The sequence below is a fragment of the Kitasatospora sp. NPDC091335 genome (assembly GCF_044757205.1).
Lineage (GTDB): Bacteria > Actinomycetota > Actinomycetes > Streptomycetales > Streptomycetaceae > Kitasatospora.
In genome coordinates, this window is record NZ_JBIVUM010000001.1 from 743677 (window position 1) to 762098 (window position 18422).

General features: G+C 72.3%; 16 protein-coding genes. 4 read left to right on the plus strand and 12 right to left on the minus strand.

Annotation, left to right across the window (positions count from 1 at the left end; genetic code table 11):
- Positions 1 to 368: 368 nt before the first annotated feature.
- The 3 genes from ACIQOW_RS03345 to ACIQOW_RS03355 all read left to right on the plus strand — a co-directional run bounded on the left by ACIQOW_RS03345 (position 369) and on the right by ACIQOW_RS03355 (position 4922).
- Entirely contained in the window at positions 369 to 2567 is a 2199-nt protein-coding gene (locus ACIQOW_RS03345; protein WP_401079243.1) for an MMPL family transporter, read from the plus strand.
- Between the two features lie 295 nt (positions 2568 to 2862).
- Positions 2863 to 3069, plus strand: a complete 207-nt coding sequence (locus tag ACIQOW_RS03350; RefSeq protein WP_188296458.1) for a cold-shock protein — start codon at positions 2863 to 2865, stop codon at positions 3067 to 3069.
- 161 nt (positions 3070 to 3230) lie between these two features.
- Positions 3231 to 4922: a DEAD/DEAH box helicase gene (locus ACIQOW_RS03355; RefSeq protein ID WP_401079245.1), complete on the plus strand. Its 1692-nt coding sequence runs from the start codon at positions 3231 to 3233 to the stop codon at positions 4920 to 4922.
- Between the two features lie 288 nt (positions 4923 to 5210).
- Here the strand turns inward: ACIQOW_RS03355 and ACIQOW_RS03360 are convergent, their stop codons facing one another.
- The 11 genes from ACIQOW_RS03360 to ACIQOW_RS03410 form a co-directional block, all read right to left on the minus strand.
- The gene (locus tag ACIQOW_RS03360; protein ID WP_401079247.1) at positions 5211 to 5945 is read right to left on the minus strand and encodes a sirohydrochlorin chelatase; all 735 of its coding nucleotides are present in this window, start codon (positions 5943 to 5945) and stop codon (positions 5211 to 5213) included.
- A 10-nt stretch (positions 5946 to 5955) separates the two neighbouring features.
- The gene (locus ACIQOW_RS03365; RefSeq protein ID WP_401079249.1) at positions 5956 to 6867 is read right to left on the minus strand and encodes an ABC transporter permease; all 912 of its coding nucleotides are present in this window, start codon (positions 6865 to 6867) and stop codon (positions 5956 to 5958) included.
- Positions 6854 to 7651: an ABC transporter ATP-binding protein gene (locus tag ACIQOW_RS03370; RefSeq protein WP_401079251.1), complete on the minus strand. Its 798-nt coding sequence runs from the start codon at positions 7649 to 7651 to the stop codon at positions 6854 to 6856. Before ACIQOW_RS03370 ends, ACIQOW_RS03365 begins: the two co-directional genes overlap by 14 nt.
- A gap of 205 nt (positions 7652 to 7856) precedes the next feature.
- Complete coding sequence (locus ACIQOW_RS03375) at positions 7857 to 9014, minus strand: aliphatic sulfonate ABC transporter substrate-binding protein (protein ID WP_401079253.1); 1158 nt, start codon at positions 9012 to 9014, stop codon at positions 7857 to 7859.
- A 245-nt stretch (positions 9015 to 9259) separates the two neighbouring features.
- Entirely contained in the window at positions 9260 to 10600 is a 1341-nt protein-coding gene (locus ACIQOW_RS03380) for a sulfate adenylyltransferase subunit 1 (RefSeq protein WP_401079255.1), read from the minus strand.
- A 1-nt stretch (position 10601) separates the two neighbouring features.
- A complete protein-coding gene (gene cysD / locus ACIQOW_RS03385; RefSeq protein WP_401079257.1) occupies positions 10602 to 11558 on the minus strand; it encodes a sulfate adenylyltransferase subunit CysD in 957 nt (318 codons plus the stop codon).
- Positions 11555 to 12151 carry an adenylyl-sulfate kinase gene (cysC, locus tag ACIQOW_RS03390; protein ID WP_401079259.1) on the minus strand — a complete coding sequence of 199 codons (597 nt, stop codon included), beginning with the start codon at positions 12149 to 12151 and terminating at the stop codon, positions 11555 to 11557. The genes cysD and cysC overlap by 4 nt, the downstream gene beginning before the upstream one ends.
- 50 nt (positions 12152 to 12201) lie before the next feature.
- Complete coding sequence (locus ACIQOW_RS03395; RefSeq protein WP_401079261.1) at positions 12202 to 12903, minus strand: phosphoadenylyl-sulfate reductase; 702 nt, start codon at positions 12901 to 12903, stop codon at positions 12202 to 12204.
- A complete protein-coding gene (locus tag ACIQOW_RS03400; RefSeq protein ID WP_188296662.1) occupies positions 12884 to 13066 on the minus strand; it encodes a hypothetical protein in 183 nt (60 codons plus the stop codon). The genes ACIQOW_RS03395 and ACIQOW_RS03400 overlap by 20 nt, the downstream gene beginning before the upstream one ends.
- Positions 13067 to 13165: 99 nt before the next feature.
- The gene (locus ACIQOW_RS03405; protein ID WP_401079264.1) at positions 13166 to 14890 is read right to left on the minus strand and encodes a nitrite/sulfite reductase; all 1725 of its coding nucleotides are present in this window, start codon (positions 14888 to 14890) and stop codon (positions 13166 to 13168) included.
- A 197-nt stretch (positions 14891 to 15087) separates the two neighbouring features.
- A complete protein-coding gene (locus tag ACIQOW_RS03410) occupies positions 15088 to 15171 on the minus strand; it encodes a putative leader peptide (protein WP_401079798.1) in 84 nt (27 codons plus the stop codon).
- A gap of 177 nt (positions 15172 to 15348) precedes the next feature.
- On the opposite strand from ACIQOW_RS03410, the gene ACIQOW_RS03415 reads away from it, so the two are divergent.
- Positions 15349 to 16728, plus strand: a complete 1380-nt coding sequence (locus ACIQOW_RS03415) for a YihY/virulence factor BrkB family protein (RefSeq protein ID WP_401079266.1) — start codon at positions 15349 to 15351, stop codon at positions 16726 to 16728.
- A gap of 93 nt (positions 16729 to 16821) precedes the next feature.
- Here ACIQOW_RS03415 and ACIQOW_RS03420 read toward each other — a convergent pair whose 3' ends face one another.
- Positions 16822 to 18255: an FtsW/RodA/SpoVE family cell cycle protein gene (locus ACIQOW_RS03420; RefSeq protein WP_401079268.1), complete on the minus strand. Its 1434-nt coding sequence runs from the start codon at positions 18253 to 18255 to the stop codon at positions 16822 to 16824.
- Positions 18256 to 18422 lie beyond the last annotated feature (167 nt).

The following is an 18422-nucleotide window of genomic DNA, read 5'->3' on the forward strand; positions in this document are numbered from 1 at the left end:
TCCTGGGGCTCTCCTCGGGGCCGGGGTGGGGTTTTCCCTACCCCTGGACCCCGAGATCTCCTCCCGGGGGGTAGGGGATGTGCCTCCACCTTGAGGGGGAGAAGACTCCACCCGCAGCACGAGGTCAGCGGGGCCGTGTTCGGGGGAGACTGGGGCCGGGCCGCCCATGGGCGCCCCACGGGGGTTGAATGCACAACGGGGGCTCCTTGCCGGGCGGCAAGCAAGTACTCGTAGGATGACGCCCCAGACCTACTTACCTGCCGACCGGCAAGGGAGTGCCGCCGGGCATTCCCCGCACCGGTCATGCCGTCGCCCAGCGTCCCGTCCCCCAAGGGCTGCGGTGAACCATGCCCAGGAGGCATTCGAGCATGTTCCACCGACTAGGACAGTTCGTCGTTCGTCGCGCGTGGTGGGTGATCGCCGCGTGGGTCGTCGCGATGCTCGCCATCGTCATGACGGCGCCGAAGGTCACCTCGCAGACGGACGAGTCCGCGTTCCTGCCCAAGCACTACGAATCCATCCAGGCGGCGCAGCTCCAGGAGCGGGCCTTCCCGTCGAGCTTCACCCCGGCCGCGCTGCTGCTCTTCGAGCGCAACGACGGCCAGGCGCTGAACGAGGCCGACCAGGCCTCGATGGACAAGGTCGTCAAGGGCCTCACCGACGCGCACATACCCGCCGTCGAGACGGTCGTGCCCGTCGACCCGAAGACCTCGAAGTCCAAGGACGGCAAGTACGCGCTGTCCATGGTCGCCATCGACAAGACCAAGATGCAGAGCGAGGAGTACACCGAAGCCGCGAAGAAGCTGCGCAGCGAGGGCACCAGGCTCGCCGACGGCTCCGGCCTGAAGTTCCAGGTCGGCGGCGGGGCCGCGAGCGCCCTGGACCAGCAGGAGTCCTCCGGCGCCACCGACGCCATCGTCATGCTCGGCAGCCTGCTGCTGGTCATCCTGATCGTCGGCGTCATCTTCCGCAGCATCCTGGCCGGCATCCTGCCGGTCATCCTCTCGCTGGCGATCGCGATGCCGGTGTCCAACGGCCTGATCGCCGACGCGATCAAGATGTTCGACCTGAAGTCGTCCCCGATGACCTCGGCGATCCTGATCATCGTGGTCCTCGGCGTCGGCACCGACTACTTCCTCTTCCTGGCCTTCCGCTACCGCGAGCGGCTGCGCCTGGGCGAGGACCGCAAGACGGCCGTGGCCAACGCCGTCGGCCGGGTCGGCGAGGCGATCGCCTCCGCCGCCGGTGCCGTCGCCGTCGCCTTCGCCGTGCTGATCCTCTCCAGCCTGGGCATGTTCACCGCGCTCGGCCCGGCGCTGGCCATCGCGGTCGTCGCGACCGCCCTGGTCTCGCTGACCCTGGCCCCCGCCGTGCTCGCCGTCATCCCCTCCCGCGGGGTGTTCTGGCCGGGCAAGAAGTGGATGCAGGAGCCGAAGAACGCCCGCTTCGCCGCGCTGGGCCGGATCACCGGCAGGAAGCCCGGTCTGGTCGCCCTGGTCTCCGGCGGCGTCCTGCTGGTACTGGCCCTGGCCGGCGTCAACTACAACGGCACCTACGACCTGGCCGGCAGCTCGATGCCCAAGGGCAAGGAGTCGATCGTCGTCGAGGAGAAGCTGATGACGGCGTTCTCGGCCGGCGCCGCCGACCCGAGCCACGTCTTCCTGACCAGCAGCGGAGCCAAGCTGAACGACGCGGCGATCAAGGACTTCGCCGACAAGCTCCAGGGCGTCCCCGGGGTGGCCAGCGTGGTCGCGCCGACCGCCGAGGCCAAGACGATCAGCGCCGACGGCGCCACCGGTGACTTCACCGTCCTGCTCAAGGACGTGCCGGCCTCCAACAAGGCCATCGACACCATCCAGAAGGTCAGGGACACCGCCCACGCGTCGGCCCCGTCCGACAGCAAGGCGCTGGTCGGCGGCGTCACCGCGGTGTACAAGGACATCAACACCGCGATGGTGCACGACTACACGCTGGTCTTCCCGATCGCGGCCCTGCTCATCATGATCATCCTGGGCCTCCAGCTGCGCAGCGTCGTCGCGCCCTGGTACCTGATGGCCTCGGTCGGCCTCGGCTTCGGTGCCACCCTCGGTGCCACCACCCTGCTGTTCCAGAACGTCAAGGGCGAGCCGGGCCTGATGTTCATGCTGCCGATCTTCATCTACCTCTTCGTGGTGGCGATCGGCACGGACTACAACATCCTGATCATCGCCCGCCTCCGCGAGGAGGCCCGCGAGGGCCGCAGCCCGCGCGAGGCGGCCAGCGAGGCCGTCAAGCACGGCGGCCCGACCGTCGCGGCGGCCGGCTTCATCCTGGCGGCCTCGTTCGCTACCTTCATGCTCGCGGGCAACGTGCTCTTCATGGAGCTCGGCTTCTCGCTGGCCTTCGGCATCGTGCTGGCGGCCTTCGTGATGGCGATGTTCTTCACCCCGGCGCTCACCGCGCTGCTCGGCCACCGCGCCTGGTGGCCCGGCCACGCGGACAGCCCGGGCCACGGCCACGGCCACGGCGGGGGCCCGGCCCCGCTGACCGGCACCCACGGGGTGCCGGAGCCGGCCGGACGGCGCTGACCGACCGGTCCTGGGCACCAGGCCGCGTCCCGCTTCGGCGGGGCGCGGCCTGCCCCTTTCCCCGGCCCGCCAAACGTGATCTACGAGGCGGGAAAATCCCCGGTCAACCGGGGTGGCACCGTGCTACAGTCGAAGCAGTTGCAGTTTTGGTTCCCATGAACGTGGTGTGCGCCTGCTGGTACCAACCGACAGGCGCATTTGTTTTGTCCGGTGTTTCAGCCTCCGGATGGGGATCGCGGCTACTTGGGGATCCACGAGGTGTGGATCTCTGATGCCCCAGTTAGAGGAGACGGTTATGGCTACCGGCACCGTGAAGTGGTTCAACAGCGAAAAGGGCTTCGGCTTCATCGAGCAGGATGGTGGCGGCGCTGACGTGTTCGCCCACTACTCGAACATTTCGGCTCAGGGCTTCCGTGAGCTGTTCGAGGGCCAGAAGGTCGAGTTCGACGTGACCCAGGGCCAGAAGGGCCCGCAGGCCGAGAACATCTCGATCATCGGCTGACGTCAGCTCCACGCTGACTCGCGATCATCGCGAAGCGGGGGCCCGCACCGCACGGTGCGGGCCCCCGCTCATGCCGCCGTACGGCCGGGGCGGCGAATTTCCCTCCGACGGCCGACCCAGTCCGCACCGCGGGCTGCCGACGACCGACCGACGGAGATTTCGTGACCACCTCTGCCCGCCCGCCGCGCGACCGCGGCTCCCGCAGCACCGACCAGACCCGCCGCGGCGGTGACCAGGCCCGCCGCAGCACCGGCGGCGGCGACCACCCGCGCAAGCCGCGCAACCGCGCCGGCGCCCCCAAGCAGAACCGCCCCGCCGCCGTCCCCGAGGCCACCGACTTCACCGTGGTCCAGGGCACCCCGGCCCGGCCCCCGGCGGCGACCTTCGCCGAGCTGGAGCTGCCGAAGGGGATCCTCTCCGCGCTCACCCGCGAGGGCGTCACCGAGCCCTTCCCGATCCAGGGCGCCACGCTGCCCGACTCGATCGCCGGGCGCGACGTGCTCGGCCGCGGCCGCACCGGCTCCGGCAAGACCCTGGCCTTCGGCCTGCCGCTGCTCGCCCGTACCGCGGGCAAGCGCGCCGACTCCCGGTACCCGCTGGCCCTCGTCCTGGTGCCCACCCGCGAGCTGGCCCAGCAGGTCACCGACGCGCTCACCCCGTACGCGACCGCGGTCAACCTGCGGATCACCACCGTCGTCGGCGGCATGTCGATCAACAAGCAGGCCAACGCGGTGCGCCGCGGCACCGAGGTGCTGGTGGCCACCCCCGGCCGGCTGGACGACCTGATCGGGCGCGGTGACGTCAACCTCTCCGACGTCGCGATCACCGTCCTCGACGAGGCCGACCAGATGGCCGACATGGGCTTCCTGCCGCAGGTCAGCAAGCTGCTGGAGCAGGTCGCCGAGGGCGGGCAGCGGATGCTGTTCTCCGCCACCCTGGACCGCAACGTCGACCGGCTGGTCAAGCGCTTCCTGACCGACCCGGTGACCCACTCGGTCGACCCCTCGGCCGGCGCCGTCACCACCATGGACCACCACGTCCTCCAGCTGGACGCGACGGACAAGGCCTCCGCCACCGCGCACATCGCCTCCCGCGACGGCCGGGTGATCATGTTCGTGCACACCAAGCACGGCGCCGACCGGCTGGCCAAGCAGCTGCTGGCCAACGGCGTGATGGCCGCCGCCCTGCACGGCGGCAAGTCCCAGCCGCAGCGCAACCGGGTCCTGGACCAGTTCCGCGACGGCCACGTCACCGCGCTGATCGCCACCAACGTCGCCGCCCGCGGCATCCACATCGAAGGCCTCGACCTGGTCGTCAACGTCGACCCGCCGGTCGACCACAAGGACTACCTGCACCGCGGCGGCCGCACCGCCCGGGCCGGCGAGTCCGGGACGGTCGTCACCCTGGTGCTGCCCGAGCAGCGCCGCGAGGTCAACCGGCTGATGACGGTCGCCGGCATCCGCCCGACCGTCACCAAGATCCGCCCGGGCGACGCCGACCTGACCCGGATCACCGGCGCCCGCACGCCGAGCGGCGTCCCGGTGACGCTGGCCGTGCCGGTCGCCGCCGACCAGGCCGCCGCGGGCAAGGCCGGTGCGGACAAGGCCGCCGGTGCCAAGTCCGGCTCCTCGCGCCGCCGGCCCGGCAAGCGCTCCGCGCTGCCCGCCGACGTCGACATGAACGGCAACCCGCGCCGCCCCCGCCCCAAGCAGCGGATGGGCGCCGCCACCCAGGGCGAGCGCCCGCAGGCGGCCGGCTTCATCGGCCGCTCCGCCGGCCGCGCCAAGCCCGGCAGCGGTGCCAAGTCCGGCTCCAACTACGGGACCGGGCGCCAGCGCCGCACGTTCGACTGACGTCCGGCCAGGCCTGATCGTTCGGCCCGTGCCCCCGACGCCCTCGCCACGAGGGCATCGGGGGCACGGGCCGTTTCGGCCGCAGGCCGATGCCGGGCACGGCGCGCACGGCTCGCCGTGCGCGCCGTCGGCGTTTCCGGGCGCCGTCACCCGAGGGGGTGAAGGCGGCTGGTCGTGCGCCCGGTGCCGACGGCAGGCTGGGGCGCGGCGGAGAGCGGAGGGTGGCAGGTGGCGGACGATGACGCACGGCTGGGGTCGGTGACGACGGCGGAGCCGGCGTGGTTCCGCTCAGGCGGTGAGGGCCCGGGTGGCGGCCGTGGCCCGGAGGGCCTCGTCGTGGCGTTGCAGCAGGAGGGCCGCCAGTTCGGGGGTGGCGCCGAGGACGGCCGCGACCGTGTCCGCGCCGTCGGCGGCGGCCGCGATGCGGTCGGGCAGCAGGCCCGGGGCCAGCAGGTAGGGGGCGACGGCGGTGTGCCGGGCGCCGGCGGCGCGCAGGGCGGCGAGGGCGTCGGGGACGCGCGGGCCCGCGGCGGAGGCGTAGGCGACCTCGACGGTGGCCCAGCCGCGGGTGCGGCGCCACTCGGCGGCCACCGCGCGGGTCGCGGCGTCGGCGGCCGGGTCGGAGGAGCCGGCCGCCGCCAGCACCACGCCGGTACGGGCCCGGACGGCGGGTGAGCCGACCGCCAGGCCGGCCTCGGCGAGGCGGCGGTCCAGGGCGGTGAGCAGCAGGGGCGAGGGGCCGAGCACGTCCGCCACCGGCAGTCCGGAGCCGGCGGCGCGCAGCGCGGCGGGGATGTCGTGCTTGGCGTGGAACGCCCGGTTGAGCAGCAGCGGTACCGCCACCGCGTCCGCGTCCGCCAGCCGTCCGACCACCTGGGGGATCCGCGGCGCGCAGTGGTCCAGGTAGGCGGTGGCGACCTCGGTGCCGGGCCGCTGGGCCCGCACCTCCTCCACGAGCGCGGCCACCGTCGCGGCGTGGCGCGGGTCGCGGCTGCCGTGGGCGATCAGGAGGAGGGCGGACATCAGCGGTGCCTCACTTGCTCGCGGCCAGCAGGCCGCGGTTGCGCAGCACCCGGCGCTCGACCGGGGTGAAGACCAGCAGTTCGATGGCGATGCCGACGAACAGGATGAGGATGATGCCGAGCAGCACGCCGGACATGTCGGAGAACTCGCGCGAGTCCTCCAGGAACCGGCCCAGTCCCCGGCCGAGGTCGGGGGAGGAGGCGACGAGTTCGGCGGCCATCAGGGAGCGCCACGAGAACGCCCAGCCCTGCTTGAGGCCGGCCAGGTAGCCGGGCAGCGCCGCCGGGATGAGGACGTGGCGGGCTCCGTTGAGGCCGGTCGCGCCGAGGGTGCGGCCGGCCCGCAGGAACAGCGGCGGGACCTGGTCGATGCCGGCGACGAGGCCGTTGGCGACGGAGGGGACGGCGCCGAGCAGGATGACCGCGTACATCATCGAGTCGTTGATGCCCAGCCAGATGACGGCGGCGGGTACCCAGGCGACCGAGGGCAGTGACTGGAGGCCCTGGAGGACCGGGCCGATGGCGGCGCGCACCGGCCGGACGCGGGCGACCACCAGACCGATCGGGGTGCCGATGACGACGGCGAGCAGGAAGCCGGACAGGCCGCGCCAGACGCTGGTCCAGATGATCGTGAGCAGGGTGCCCTGGTACCAGAGGTCCTGAGCGGAGCGCCAGACGTCGGCCGGGCTGGGCAGCTTGTATGACGAGGTGACGTGCAGGCTGTAGGCGCCCTGCCACAGCGCGATGACGACCAGGACGCCGAGCAGCGGCGGCAGGGCCTTGGACCGCAGGGCCTCGCCGAGCGGTCTGCGGTGCGCGGTGACGGCGTCCAGGGCGTCGAGTCCGGCGCCGACGGAAGCGGAGTCCCCGGTGCCGTCGGTACCGTCGGCGGGCTTGGTGAGCGTGGTCTCAGTGCTGGACATGGCGACGGATCTCCCCACGCAGTTCTTCGGTGATCTCGATGGACAGGTCGGCGACGCCGGCGGACTCGATCCGGCGCGGCTGGGGCAGGTCGATGTGCCACTCGCGGGCGACCCGCCCGGGCCGGGAGGAGAGCAGGACGACGCGCTCGGCCAGGCGGACGGCCTCGCGGACGTTGTGGGTGACGAACAGGACGGTCAGCTGCCGTTCGGCCCAGATCCGGGTGATCTCGTCGTGCAGCACGTCGCGGGTGATGGCGTCGAGGGCGGCGAAGGGCTCGTCCATCAGCAGCACCTTGCTGCCCTGGGCGAGCGCGCGGGCCATCGCGACGCGCTGGCGCATGCCGCCGGACAGCTCGTGCACCCGCTTGCCGTACGAGCCGTTCAGCCGGACGAGTTCGAGCAGCCGCTCGGCCTCGGGGCGGCGCTCGGGGCGGGCCACGCCGGCCAGCTTGAGGGCGAGTTCGATGTTCTTGCCCGCGGTGAGCCAGGGGAACAGGGCGTGTTCCTGGAACATCAGGGCGGGGCGGCCGCCGGCCACCTCGATGGTGCCGCCGGTCGGCTGGTCGAGGCCGGCGACCAGGTTGAGCAGGGTCGACTTGCCGCAGCCGGAGGCGCCGAGCAGGGTGACGAACTCTCCGGGGGCGACGTCGAGGGTGATGTCGTCCAGGACGTGGGTCTGGGAGCCGGGGCGGCCGAAGGACTTGTGCACGTGCGAGAGCCGGACGGCGGGAGCGCCGGCGGGGGCACCGGCGGCGCCCTGTTCGGTGGTCAGTGCCGGAGTCATCCGGGCACCTCCTGCGTGAGTGGTCATGGGCCCCTCCCGCCCGGTGGCGGGCGCGGAGGGAAAGGTCTGCGAGGCGGGGCCGTGGTCCGGGCCCCGCCCGCCCGGTGGGCATCGATCGGGGATCGACCGGGCGGGCGGGGCCGGACCGCGGAGTCGGGGGGCGGGCGGCCGGGCCGTGGGCGGCACCCGGGCCGCCCGGCCGGGGCTACTTGGCGCCGAGTCCGGCGTCCGCGACGGCGGGCCGGCCCTGGGCCGCGAGGACCTTGTTCAGCAGGGTGAGGTCGTAGATGCCCTTCAGGCTGGGCTTCTTGAGGAGCCCGGCGGTCACGGCGTGGTCGGCCTCGGCCTGGAGGGTGCCGGCCAGCGGGTCGTCGAGGAAGTCGATGTCCGCCCAGGCCGGGTCGAGGATGGCCGGCTCCAGGGAGTTGCCGGCCTCCTTCTTGATCGCCTCGTTCGCGTCGGCCTTGGCCTTCTCGGAGTTGTCCTTGATGAAGGCGTTGGTCTTCACCGAGCCGCGCAGCACGGCCTCCACCACGTCCGGGTGCTCCTTGAGGAACTTCTGCGAGACGATGATGTTGGTGATCACGAACTTCTTGTCCGGCCAGACGTCCTTCTCGTTGAGCAGGACCTTCGCGCCGAGCGTGACCAGCTTGGAGGCGGTGGGCTCGGGCACCCAGGCGCCGTCGATGGAGCCCTGCCGGAAGGCGTCGGGGGTGACCTTGTTGTCGGTGCGCACCACCGAGACGTCGCCGGCGCCGGAGGCCGCGTCGACCTTGTAGCCCTTCTCGGCGAGGTAGTTGAGCAGCGCGACGTCCTGGGTGTTGCCGAGCTGCGGGGTGGCGATCTTCTTGCCCCTGAGGTCGTCCAGCGAGGTGATCTTCTCCGGGTTGACGACGAGCTTGACGCCGCCGGAGGCCGAACCGCCGATGATCTTCAGGGACTGGCCGTCGGACTTGGTGTAGCCGTTGATCGCGGGGGAGGGGCCGATCCAGCCGATGTCGATGGAGCCGGCGTTGAGCGCCTCGATCTCCGCCGGGCCCGCGTTGAAGACCTGGGTCTTGACCTGGGTGGAGCCCAGCTCCTTCTGGAATATGCCTTCCTGGAGGCCGACCAGCGGGGTGCCGTGGGTCAGGTTGGCGAAGTAGCCGATCTTCACGGTGTCCGCGGACAGCTTCACCCCGGAATCCCCGGCGGTGGCCGCGGCGTTGTTCGTACCGGAGGGCTTGTCGGCATTGGAGCCGTAGCCGCAGGCCGACAGCAGGGCCACCGCGGTCAGGCCGGCGACGGCGGCCGCGGCGGAGCGTCTGATCCGCCCGGCGTCGGGGCGGGAGAGGGTATGCGAAGGTGCCGGGTTCGGTGCCATGGAGGAGTCCTGTTCGCGGACGGACCGTCAGGAGACGGTCTCGGGCGGAAGGTGCGGAAGGTGGTGCGCGCGGCAGCGGTGTGCCGGGGCAAGCCGGGCGGCTGTGGGGGTAGACAGCCCGGTGACAGGGCGTTCTCAGCCCTGTCGGCCCACACATCGGGTCAGGCCGCCCTGGCCGCTGCCGAGGACGCCGCTGCCGATGCGGCCGCCTTCCTTGTCCATGCCCGAGAACGCCTCGCTGGGCATCAGACCCAGTCCTCCTCGTCGGGTGCTCCGGTGGTGCGTACGGTCGCGAAGGCCTCGCCCGCCATGCCGGCGGTGAGGGTGGTGCCGTCGGCCGGGTCGATCAGCAGGAACGATCCGGTGCGGCGGTTGTCGGTGTAGTCGTCGAGGGCCAGCGGCTCGGCGGTGCGCAGCACCACGTGGCCGATGTCGTTGACGTTCAGCCCCTCGGGGGCGCTGCGCTGTTCCAGGCCCCCTTCGCCGATCGGCGCGGTGATGTCGATCCGGTAGGAGATCTCCTTGACCAGCGCGCGCACCGTACGGGTGGTGTGCTTGAGCAGCACCTTGTCCCCGGCGCGCAGCGGCCGCTCGTTGAGGTGGCTGACGGTCGCCTCGATGTCCTTGGCCGGCACGGGGGCCGGGCCGGCCGCGATGAGGTCGCCGCGGGAGACGTCGATGTCGTCGGCGAGCCGGACGGTCACCGACTGCGGGGCCCAGGCGACGTCGGTCTCGCGGCCGAGCGCGTCGATCCCGGCCACCGTGGTGGTGTGGCCCGAGGGCAGCACGGTGACGGCGTCCCCGACGCGCAGCACGCCGGAGGCCAGCTGGCCCGCGTAGCCGCGGTAGTCGGGGTGCTCCTCGGTCTGCGGGCGGATCACGTACTGGACCGGGAAGCGGGCCGGCACGGCGTCGGGGTCGCTGCCGACCGGGACGGTCTCCAGGTGCTCCAGCAGGGTCGGGCCGCCGTACCAGTCCATGTGCGCGGACGGCTCGACCACGTTGTCCCCGGCCAGCGCCGAGATCGGGACGGCCAGCACGTCGGTGACGCCGAGCGAGGCGGCGTAACCGGTGAACTCCTCGGCGATCGCGGCGAAGACGGGCTCGGCGTAGTCGACCAGGTCCATCTTGTTGACGGCCAGCACCACGTGCGGCACCCGCAGCAGGGCGGCGACCGCGGCGTGCCTGCGGGTCTGCTCGACCACGCCGTGGCGGGCGTCGACCAGCACCACGGCGAGCTCGGCGGTGGACGCGCCGGTCACCATGTTGCGGGTGTACTGCACGTGCCCGGGGGTGTCGGCGAGGATGAACCGGCGCCGGGGGGTGGCGAAGTAGCGGTACGCCACGTCGATGGTGATGCCCTGCTCGCGCTCGGCGCGCAGGCCGTCGGTGAGCAGCGCGAGGTCGGGCGTCTCCTGGCCGCGGCTGCGCGAGGCGTGCTCGACGGCCTCCAACTGGTCGGCGAGCACCGACTTGGAGTCGTGCAGCAGCCGGCCGACCAGGGTGGACTTGCCGTCGTCGACGGAGCCGGCGGTGGCGAAGCGCAGCAGCGAGGTGGCGGTGGCTTCCCGGATGGTGCTGGTCATGTTAGAAGTACCCCTCGCGCTTGCGGTCTTCCATCGCGGCCTCGGACAGCTTGTCGTCGGCGCGGGTCGCGCCGCGCTCGGTGAGGCGGCTGGCGGCGATCTCGGCGATCACGGCCTCGATGGTGGTGGCGTCGGAGTCGACGGCTCCGGTGCAGGACATGTCCCCGACGGTGCGGTAGCGGATCAGCCGCCGCTCGACCGGCTCGCCGTCCTTGGGGCCGCCCCACTCGCCGGCGGTCAGCCACATGCCGCTGCGGGCGAAGACGTCCCGCTCGTGGGCGTAGTAGATCTCCGGCAGCTCGATGCCCTCGCGCTCGATGTACTGCCACACGTCCAGCTCGGTCCAGTTGGACAGCGGGAAGACCCGCACGTGCTCGCCGACCGCGTGCCGGCCGTTGTAGAGCGACCACAGCTCGGGGCGCTGGCGGCGCGGGTCCCAGGCGCCGAACTCGTCGCGCAGCGAGAAGACGCGCTCCTTGGCGCGGGCCTTCTCCTCGTCCCTGCGGCCGCCGCCGAACACCGCGTCGAAGCGGTTCTTCTCGATGGCGTCCAGCAGCGGCACGGTCTGCAGCGGGTTGCGGGTGCCGTCCGGGCGCTCGCGCAGTACCCCGCGGTCGATGAAGTCCTGGACGTGGGCGACGTGCAGGCGCAGGTTGTGCTGCTCCGCGACGCGGTCGCGGTAGGCGATGACCTCGGGGAAGTTGTGCCCGGTGTCGACGTGCAGCAGCGAGAACGGCACCGCGGCGGGGTGGAAGGCCTTGAGCGCCAGGTGCAGCATGACGATGGAGTCCTTGCCGCCGGAGAACAGGATCACCGGGCGCTCGAACTCCCCCGCGACCTCGCGGAAGATGTGCACCGACTCGGCCTCCAGCGCGTCCAGGTGGGACAGCGCGAAGGGGCTCCGCGCGTTCTGGCCGGGGGTGTCGGTACGGCCCGGGCTGTCGGTCGCGGTGGTCATGCGAGGCCCCTCTCGGTCAGGAAGGCGTGCAGCTCGGCGGTGGAGTCGGCCACCTCGCGGCCCTGCGTCCGGACCCGCAGCTCCGGGTTCTCCGGTGCCTCGTACGGGTCGTCGACGCCGGTCAGTCCGGAGATCTCCCCGGCGGCCTGCTTGGCGTACAGGCCCTTGACGTCGCGTTCGGCGCACAGCTCGACCGGGGTGGCGACGTGCACCTCCAGGAACTCCGTACCGTTCGCGGCGTGCCGCTCGCGCACGGCGGCGCGGGAGGCCGCGAACGGGGCGATCACCGGGGCGAGCACCTTGACGCCGTTGGCGGCGAGCTTCTCGGCGACGAAGCCGATCCGGGTGACGTTGGTGTGGCGGTCCTCGCGGGAGAAGCCCAGCCCCCTGGAGAGGAACTCGCGGATCTCGTCGCCGTCCAGGACCTCGACCCTGTGGCCCTCGGAGCGCAGCCGCTCGGCCAGCGCGAAGGCCAGCGTGGTCTTGCCGGCGCTGGGCAGCCCGGTCAGCCACACGGTGGCGCCGCGCTCGCAGGGGGCGGCCGGGAGGGCCGCCTCTGCGGCTCCGTCGGCGGCCGGGGTGTGAACTGTCACGGGAACTTCCTCACACGGTAGTTGACGATATGTCAGAAACGGACGACGGGTCAGAGGTGGATGCCGCACTCGATCTTGCCGGAGCCGGACCAGCGGCCGGCCCTGGCGTCCTCGCCCTCGGCGGGCTTGCGGGTGCAGGACAGCGGGGAGCAGCCGATCGAGGTGTAGCCCTCCCACAGCAGCGGGTTGGTCAGCACGCCGTTTGCGGCGACGTAGGCGTCCACGTCCTGCTGCGTCCACCGGGCGATCGGGGCGATCTTGACCTTGCGGCGCTTCGGGTCCCAGGACACCACCGGGGTGCCCGCCCGGGTCGGCGACTCGTCGCGGCGCAGCCCGGTCGCCCAGGCGTCGTAGCCGGCCAGGCCCCGGTTGAGCGGCTCGACCTTGCGCAGCGCGCAGCACAGGTCCGGGTCGCGGTCGTGCAGGTCCGGCCCGTGCTCGGCGTCCTGCTCGGCCACCGTCCTCAGCGGGGTGAGCGTGATGACGTTGACCGGCATGGTCGCGGCCACCGCGTCCCGCGTCCCGATGGTCTCCGGGAAGTGGTAGCCGGTGTCCAGGAACACCACGTCCACGCCGGGGAGCGCCGAGGAGGCCAGGTGGGCGACGACCGCGTCCTCCATCGAGGAGGTGACGCAGAGCCGCCGGCCGAAGGTGTCCGCCGCCCAGGCCAGGATCTCCTGTGCGGTGGCCTCCTCCAGCTCGCGGCCGGCCCGCAGGGCTGTCGCCTCGTAGTCAGTCACGGTGCTGCTCATGTGACGTACCCCCGTGGTTGGTCGGTGACAGCAGGCCGAGGAACTTCAACTGGAAGGCGCGGCGGCAGCCGTGGCATTCCCAGGCGCCGTGTCCGGTCTCGGAGGGGCGCAGGTCCTCGTCCCCGCAGTACGGGCAGAAGAACGGCGCGGCGCGCTCACTCATCGCCCACCTCGCTGCGCTGAGCGTCCGCTTCGCGAACAACGCCCTGCCTGATCGGTTCTCCCCCGGCCTCCGGCCGGGGGACCCCCACGCTCCGCTCGTTCACGAGAGCTGCTCCTCACTCGCCCGGGCCGCCCACTGGGCGAAACGCTCGCCCTCGGTGCGGTCGGCCTGGTAGTGGGTCAGCACCCGCTCGACGTAGTCGGGCAGGCCCTCGCTGGTGACCTTGAGGCCGCGGACCTTGCGGCCGAAGCCGGCCTCCAGGCCGAGCGCGCCGCCGAGGTGCACCTGGTAGCCCTCGACCTGGTTGCCGTGCTCGTCGGTGACCAGCTGGCCCTTGAGGCCGATGTCGGCGACCTGGATGCGGGCGCAGGCGTTCGGGCAGCCGTTGATGTTGATGGTCAGCGGCTCGGCGAACTCCGGCAGGCGCCGCTCCAGTTCGTCGATCAGGGTGCGGCCGCGCTCCTTGGTCTCGACGATGGCGAGCTTGCAGTACTCGATGCCGGTGCAGGCCATGGTGCCGCGGCGGAACGGCGAGGGGGTGACCCGCAGGTCGAGCGCCTCCAGGCCGGCCACGACGGACTCGACGTGCTCCTCGGCGATGTCGAGGATCAGCATCTTCTGCTCGGCGGTGGTGCGCACCCGGTCGCTGCCGTGGGCGGCGGCGAGGTCGGCGATGCGGCCGAGGAGCGGGCCGTCGACCCGGCCGACGCGCGGGGCGAAGCCGACGTAGAACCGGCCGTCCTGCTGGCGGTGGACGCCGACGTGGTCGCGCCAGCGGGCGGCGGGTTCGGCGGGGGCGGGGCCGTCGACCAGCTGGTACTTGAGGTACTCGTCCTCCAGCACCCGGCGGAACTTCTCCACGCCCCAGTCGGCGACCAGGAACTTCAGCCGGGCGCGGTTGCGCAGTCGCCGGTAGCCGTAGTCGCGGAAGATGCCGATGACCCCGCCGTAGACGTCCGGCACCTCGTCGAGCGGGACCCACGCGCCCAGCCGCACGCCCAGCTTGGGGTTGGTGGACAGGCCGCCGCCGACCCACAGGTCGAAGCCGGGGCCGTGCTCGGGGTGGACCACGCCGACGAAGGAGACGTCGTTGATCTCGTGCGCGACGTCCAGCAGCGGGGAGCCGGAGACGGCGCTCTTGAACTTGCGCGGCAGGTTGGAGAAGTCCGGGTTGCCGATGAAGCGGCGCTGGATCTCCTCGATGGCGGGGGTGCCGTCGATGATCTCGTCCTCGGCGATGCCGGCCACCGGGGAGCCGAGGATGACGCGCGGGGTGTCGCCGCAGGCCTCGGTGGTGGACAGGCCGACGGCCTCCAGCTTCTGCCAGATCGCCGGGACGTCCTCGATCCGGATCCAGTGGTACTGGATGTTCTGGCGGTCGGTCAGGTCGGCGGTGCCGCGCGCGTACTGCTCGGAGACCTCGGCGATCGCCCGCAGCTGGGGGACGGTCAGCCGGCCGCCGTCGATGCGCACCCGGAGCATGAAGAACTCGGCGTCCAGCTCGTGCGGGTCCAGGATCGCGGTCTTGCCGCCGTCGATGCCCTCCTTGCGCTGGGTGTAGAGACCCCACCAGCGCATCCGGCCGCGCAGGTCGGCGGGGTCGATCGAGTCGAAGCCCCGGTGCGCGTAGATCGTCTCAATACGTGTCCGCACATTGAGACCGTCGTCGTCCTTCTTGAACTGCTCGTTGGCGTTCAGGGGGGTGTGGTGGCCCATGCCCCACTGACCCTCGCCGCGGTGACGGGTCACCTTGCGGGCCGCGGCGGGCCGGCGCTCGGCGGCACGGTCGGCCGGGGGCTCGGCAGTCTCGGGGGAGGTGGCCATGGTGAAGTCCTTCTGGGCAGATGGCGCTGGCGCGGGATGGGTCGCGGGGCGTGCTCGGCCGTGCGGTGCTGCTCTGACCTGCGGATTCTCAAGGCCTCAAGGGCAGTGACCGGGACCGGGCGGGCGCCTGCGCATCCGCTTCGGCGGGGATGGCGGGAAGATCGGCGCCGGGTGCGGTGGTACGGCGGAGGGGGAGCTCAGGACACCGGACAGATGGCGCTGGACACGCGAAGGAGATCGACGTGGAGTCGACCTACTAGGGTGGTTCCGGCGCTACGCATGGCAAGAGATTCGCACGGCGCGGGACTCGCGGTCCACTAACATCCGGATACTGGACGCTGATGTTTCGTCATGTGGGACAGTCGGAGGTTCCCGCCGCTCCACGGGCGGACGCCCGGCCACGCGCCCGCACCCCGGGGAGATCAACCGCGGCCCCCCGGCCCGATACGGTTGGCCCTGTGCAAGCAGCAGGCGATACGAGCAGAACGAACGCCGAGCGGCCCTCCCGACGCCGGGGCAAGGGCTCCCGGCGCGCGGCCAAACAGGCCACCTGGCACCGCACGGCGTGGGACCTGGTGAAGGACACCACCAACACCTGCGTCGAGTACCGGGTCACCGGGCTCGCCGCGGAGGCGGCCTTCTTCACCCTGCTGTCGATCCCACCGCTGCTGCTCGGCCTGGCCGGCACCCTCGGGTACCTCGACCAGTTCCTCGGCGCGGAGACCATCGACCGGCTCAAGCACGACATCGTCTCGGCCTCCGGGACGGTGCTGTCGGACTCCTCCGTCAACGACGTCGTGGTCCCGCTGCTGAACCAGGTGTTCGACACCGCCCGGCCCGACCTCGTCTCGATCGGCTTCCTGCTGTCCCTCTGGTCGGGCTCCAGGGCGCTCTACATCTTCATCGACACCATCACCGTCATGTACGGGCTCGACGGCAAGCGGGGCATCGTCAAGACCCGGCTGATGTCGCTCGGCCTCTACTTCGGCGCCCTGGTGATCGGCTCGCTGGTGCTGCCGCTGCTGACGACCGGGCCCGGGCTGGTGGAGAACGCCGTGCCCGGCATCGCCGGGCTGGTCGGCGCCCTCTACTGGCCGGTCGCGATCGTGCTGCTGATCGTCTCGCTGACCACCCTCTACCACCTGGCCGTCCCGGTCTCGACCCCGTGGCGCGAGGACATCCCCGGCGCCCTGGTCGCCCTGGTGGTGCTGGTCTTCTGCAGCGTCGGCCTGCGGCTCTACCTGGTCAGCTCGATCGAGGGCCCCTCCGTCTCGGTGTACGGCTCGCTGGCGGCGCCGGTGGCCGTCCTGCTGTGGATCTTCGTGGTGGCGCTCGCGGTCCTCATCGGTGCCGCGATGAACGCCGCGATAGACCGCCGCTGGCCCACCCTGGAGACCGCCGACGCGCGCGCCGAGAACGAGCGTGCCCAGGAGGAGGCGGCCGCCGCGGTGGTCCGCGAGGTCGCCGCCCGGCGGGCCGTCGAACGGGCCCGGCGCGCCCGCGAACTCGGGCTCGCCGAGGGCGTGGAGGAGGAGTGGGGCGAGGACGAGGGCGAGGACGCCGACGTGCCCTCCGAGTACCCGGAGCGGTGGGCCGACGTGCTGGCCGCCGACAACGTGCGCGGGCGTCTCACCGCGCGCGGCGGGCCGCACCACCGGCCCACCCCGCCGCCGCCGGACAGCGACCGGCCGGCGGGGCCGTCGCCGTCGTCGCGGCAGCCGCCCCGGCCGGAGCAGCCGCCGCAGCCGCCTCAGCCGCCGCCGGTGCAGGGGCCGTCCGGGCAGCAGGTGCCGGGGCACCCGCCGCGGCCGCCCCGGGCGCCGTGGGAGCAGCGGTAGCCGGGGCAGCGTGACAGCAGTACGGGCAGGGCCTCCTCCGCGGGTGCGGGGGAGGCCCTGTGTGCTGGTGGCGGGTCAGGCGGGTCAGGCGGGTCAGGCGGCCGGGACTGGGGCCGGGTCCGGGGCAGGGTCGGTCGCGGGGGCCGGGGCGGTGGCGGGGGTCAGGGCGGTGCGCCCCGCGGAGTCGCTCAGCTTGATCAGCAGCGCGACCATCAGCCAGTTCGCCAGCAGGGACGAACCGCCGGCCGCCAGGAACGGCAGCGCCTTGCCGGTCAGCGGGACCAGCCCGCTCACCCCGCCGACGACCACGAACACCTGGAGCGCCAGCGCCGCCGACAGGCCGGTGGCCAGCAGCTTGCCGAACGGGTCCGTCAGGCCGATCGCGGTGCGCAGGCCCCGCTGGACGAGCAGCACGTAGACCAGCAGCACCGCGGTCACCCCGGCCAGGCCCAGCTCCTCGCCGATGGTGGTGAAGATGAAGTCGCTGCGCCCGGCGAAGCCGATCAGCCAGGGCCGCCCCGAACCCAGGCCCGTCCCGGTCAGGTGCCCGGTGCCCAGACTGAACAGCGCCTCGGCGGGCTGTTCCGAGATCGCCTTGTCGTGCACCGGCTTGTAGTAGTCGAGCGGGTGCAGCCAGGCCTCGACGCGGCCGTGCACGTGCGGTTCCACGGTGCCGACCACCGCCGCGCCGCCGACCGCCATCAGCAGGCCGAGCACCACCCAGCTGGTGCGCTCGGTCGCCACGTAGAGCATCACGACGAAGACGCCGAAGAAGATCAGCGAGGTGCCCAGGTCGCGTTCGAAGATCAGCACCAGCAGGCTGACCACCCAGATCGCCAGCACCGGTCCGACGTGCCGCCCGCGCGGCAGGGTCATCCCCCAGACCCTCCGCCCGGCCAGCGCCAGCGCGTCCCTGGCGGCCATCAGGTAGCCCGCGAAGAAGACCGTGATCGCCACCTTCACGAACTCGTCCGGTTCGAAGGAGAGCCCGAACAGCCGGATCCAGCGCTTGGCGCCGAAGCTGTCGCCGGGGGAGAACACCGGCGCCGTCAGCAGGATCAGCGCGCCCGTCATCAGCAGGTACACGTAGCGCTGGAAGACGCGGTGGTGCCTGACGAGGACGATCAGCGCGATCGCGACCCCGACCGAGACGAACACCCACATCAGCTGGGAGGGCGCGGCCGGGATCTTCTGGTAGTCGCCCTTGGCGGCGTGCGCGGCCTTGTAGCTGAAGTCCAGCCGGTCCAGCAGCACCAGCCCGAAGCCGGTCAGGAAGACGCCCAGCGGCAGGATCAGCGGATCGGCGTACGGTGCGAACCGGCGCACCGCCAGGTGTGCCGCCCCGGCCAGCGCGCCCAGCGACAGGCCGTGCACCAGCAGCCCGGGCGGCATCCTGCCGGTCAGTGCCAGGTCGGCGTCGACGTGTCCTGCCAGACAGACGGCCACCGCGAGGACCAGCAGGCCCAGTTCGATGTCGCGGTGGCGCGTCGTCGGCCGGCGGCCCTCGCGGCGTGCAGTGCTTCGCACCTGTTCCAGTCCCCTTGTCCACCATCCGGCGGTCCCGCCGACGTGCACCCTGGCAGACGTCCGGGATTTTGACGCGGTTGCGGGGGAGAGCGGTCCGTGGGCAGAACTTTGCCTGGGCAAGGCTTCGCGGGGCTTCGGCAAAGGCTTGCCCAGGCCCGGGTATAGAG

Bases quoted from the DNA above. Each gene is read 5' to 3' on its own strand.
- ACIQOW_RS03345 (WP_401079243.1), top strand. From the start codon at position 369: ATGTTCCACCGACTAGGACAGTTCGTCGTTCGTCGCGCGTGGTGGGTG.
- ACIQOW_RS03350 (WP_188296458.1), top strand. From the start codon at position 2,863: ATGGCTACCGGCACCGTGAAGTGGTTCAACAGCGAAAAGGGCTTCGGC.
- ACIQOW_RS03360 (WP_401079247.1), bottom strand. From the start codon at position 5,945: ATGTCCGCCCTCCTCCTGATCGCCCACGGCAGCCGCGACCCGCGCCAC.
- ACIQOW_RS03365 (WP_401079249.1), bottom strand. From the start codon at position 6,867: ATGTCCAGCACTGAGACCACGCTCACCAAGCCCGCCGACGGTACCGAC.
- ACIQOW_RS03370 (WP_401079251.1), bottom strand. From the start codon at position 7,651: ATGACTCCGGCACTGACCACCGAACAGGGCGCCGCCGGTGCCCCCGCC.
- ACIQOW_RS03375 (WP_401079253.1), bottom strand. From the start codon at position 9,014: ATGGCACCGAACCCGGCACCTTCGCATACCCTCTCCCGCCCCGACGCC.
- ACIQOW_RS03380 (WP_401079255.1), bottom strand. From the start codon at position 10,600: ATGACCAGCACCATCCGGGAAGCCACCGCCACCTCGCTGCTGCGCTTC.
- cysD (WP_401079257.1), bottom strand. From the start codon at position 11,558: ATGACCACCGCGACCGACAGCCCGGGCCGTACCGACACCCCCGGCCAG.
- ACIQOW_RS03395 (WP_401079261.1), bottom strand. From the start codon at position 12,903: ATGAGCAGCACCGTGACTGACTACGAGGCGACAGCCCTGCGGGCCGGC.
- ACIQOW_RS03400 (WP_188296662.1), bottom strand. From the start codon at position 13,066: ATGAGTGAGCGCGCCGCGCCGTTCTTCTGCCCGTACTGCGGGGACGAG.
- ACIQOW_RS03405 (WP_401079264.1), bottom strand. From the start codon at position 14,890: ATGGCCACCTCCCCCGAGACTGCCGAGCCCCCGGCCGACCGTGCCGCC.
- ACIQOW_RS03410 (WP_401079798.1), bottom strand. From the start codon at position 15,171: ATGCGTAGCGCCGGAACCACCCTAGTAGGTCGACTCCACGTCGATCTC.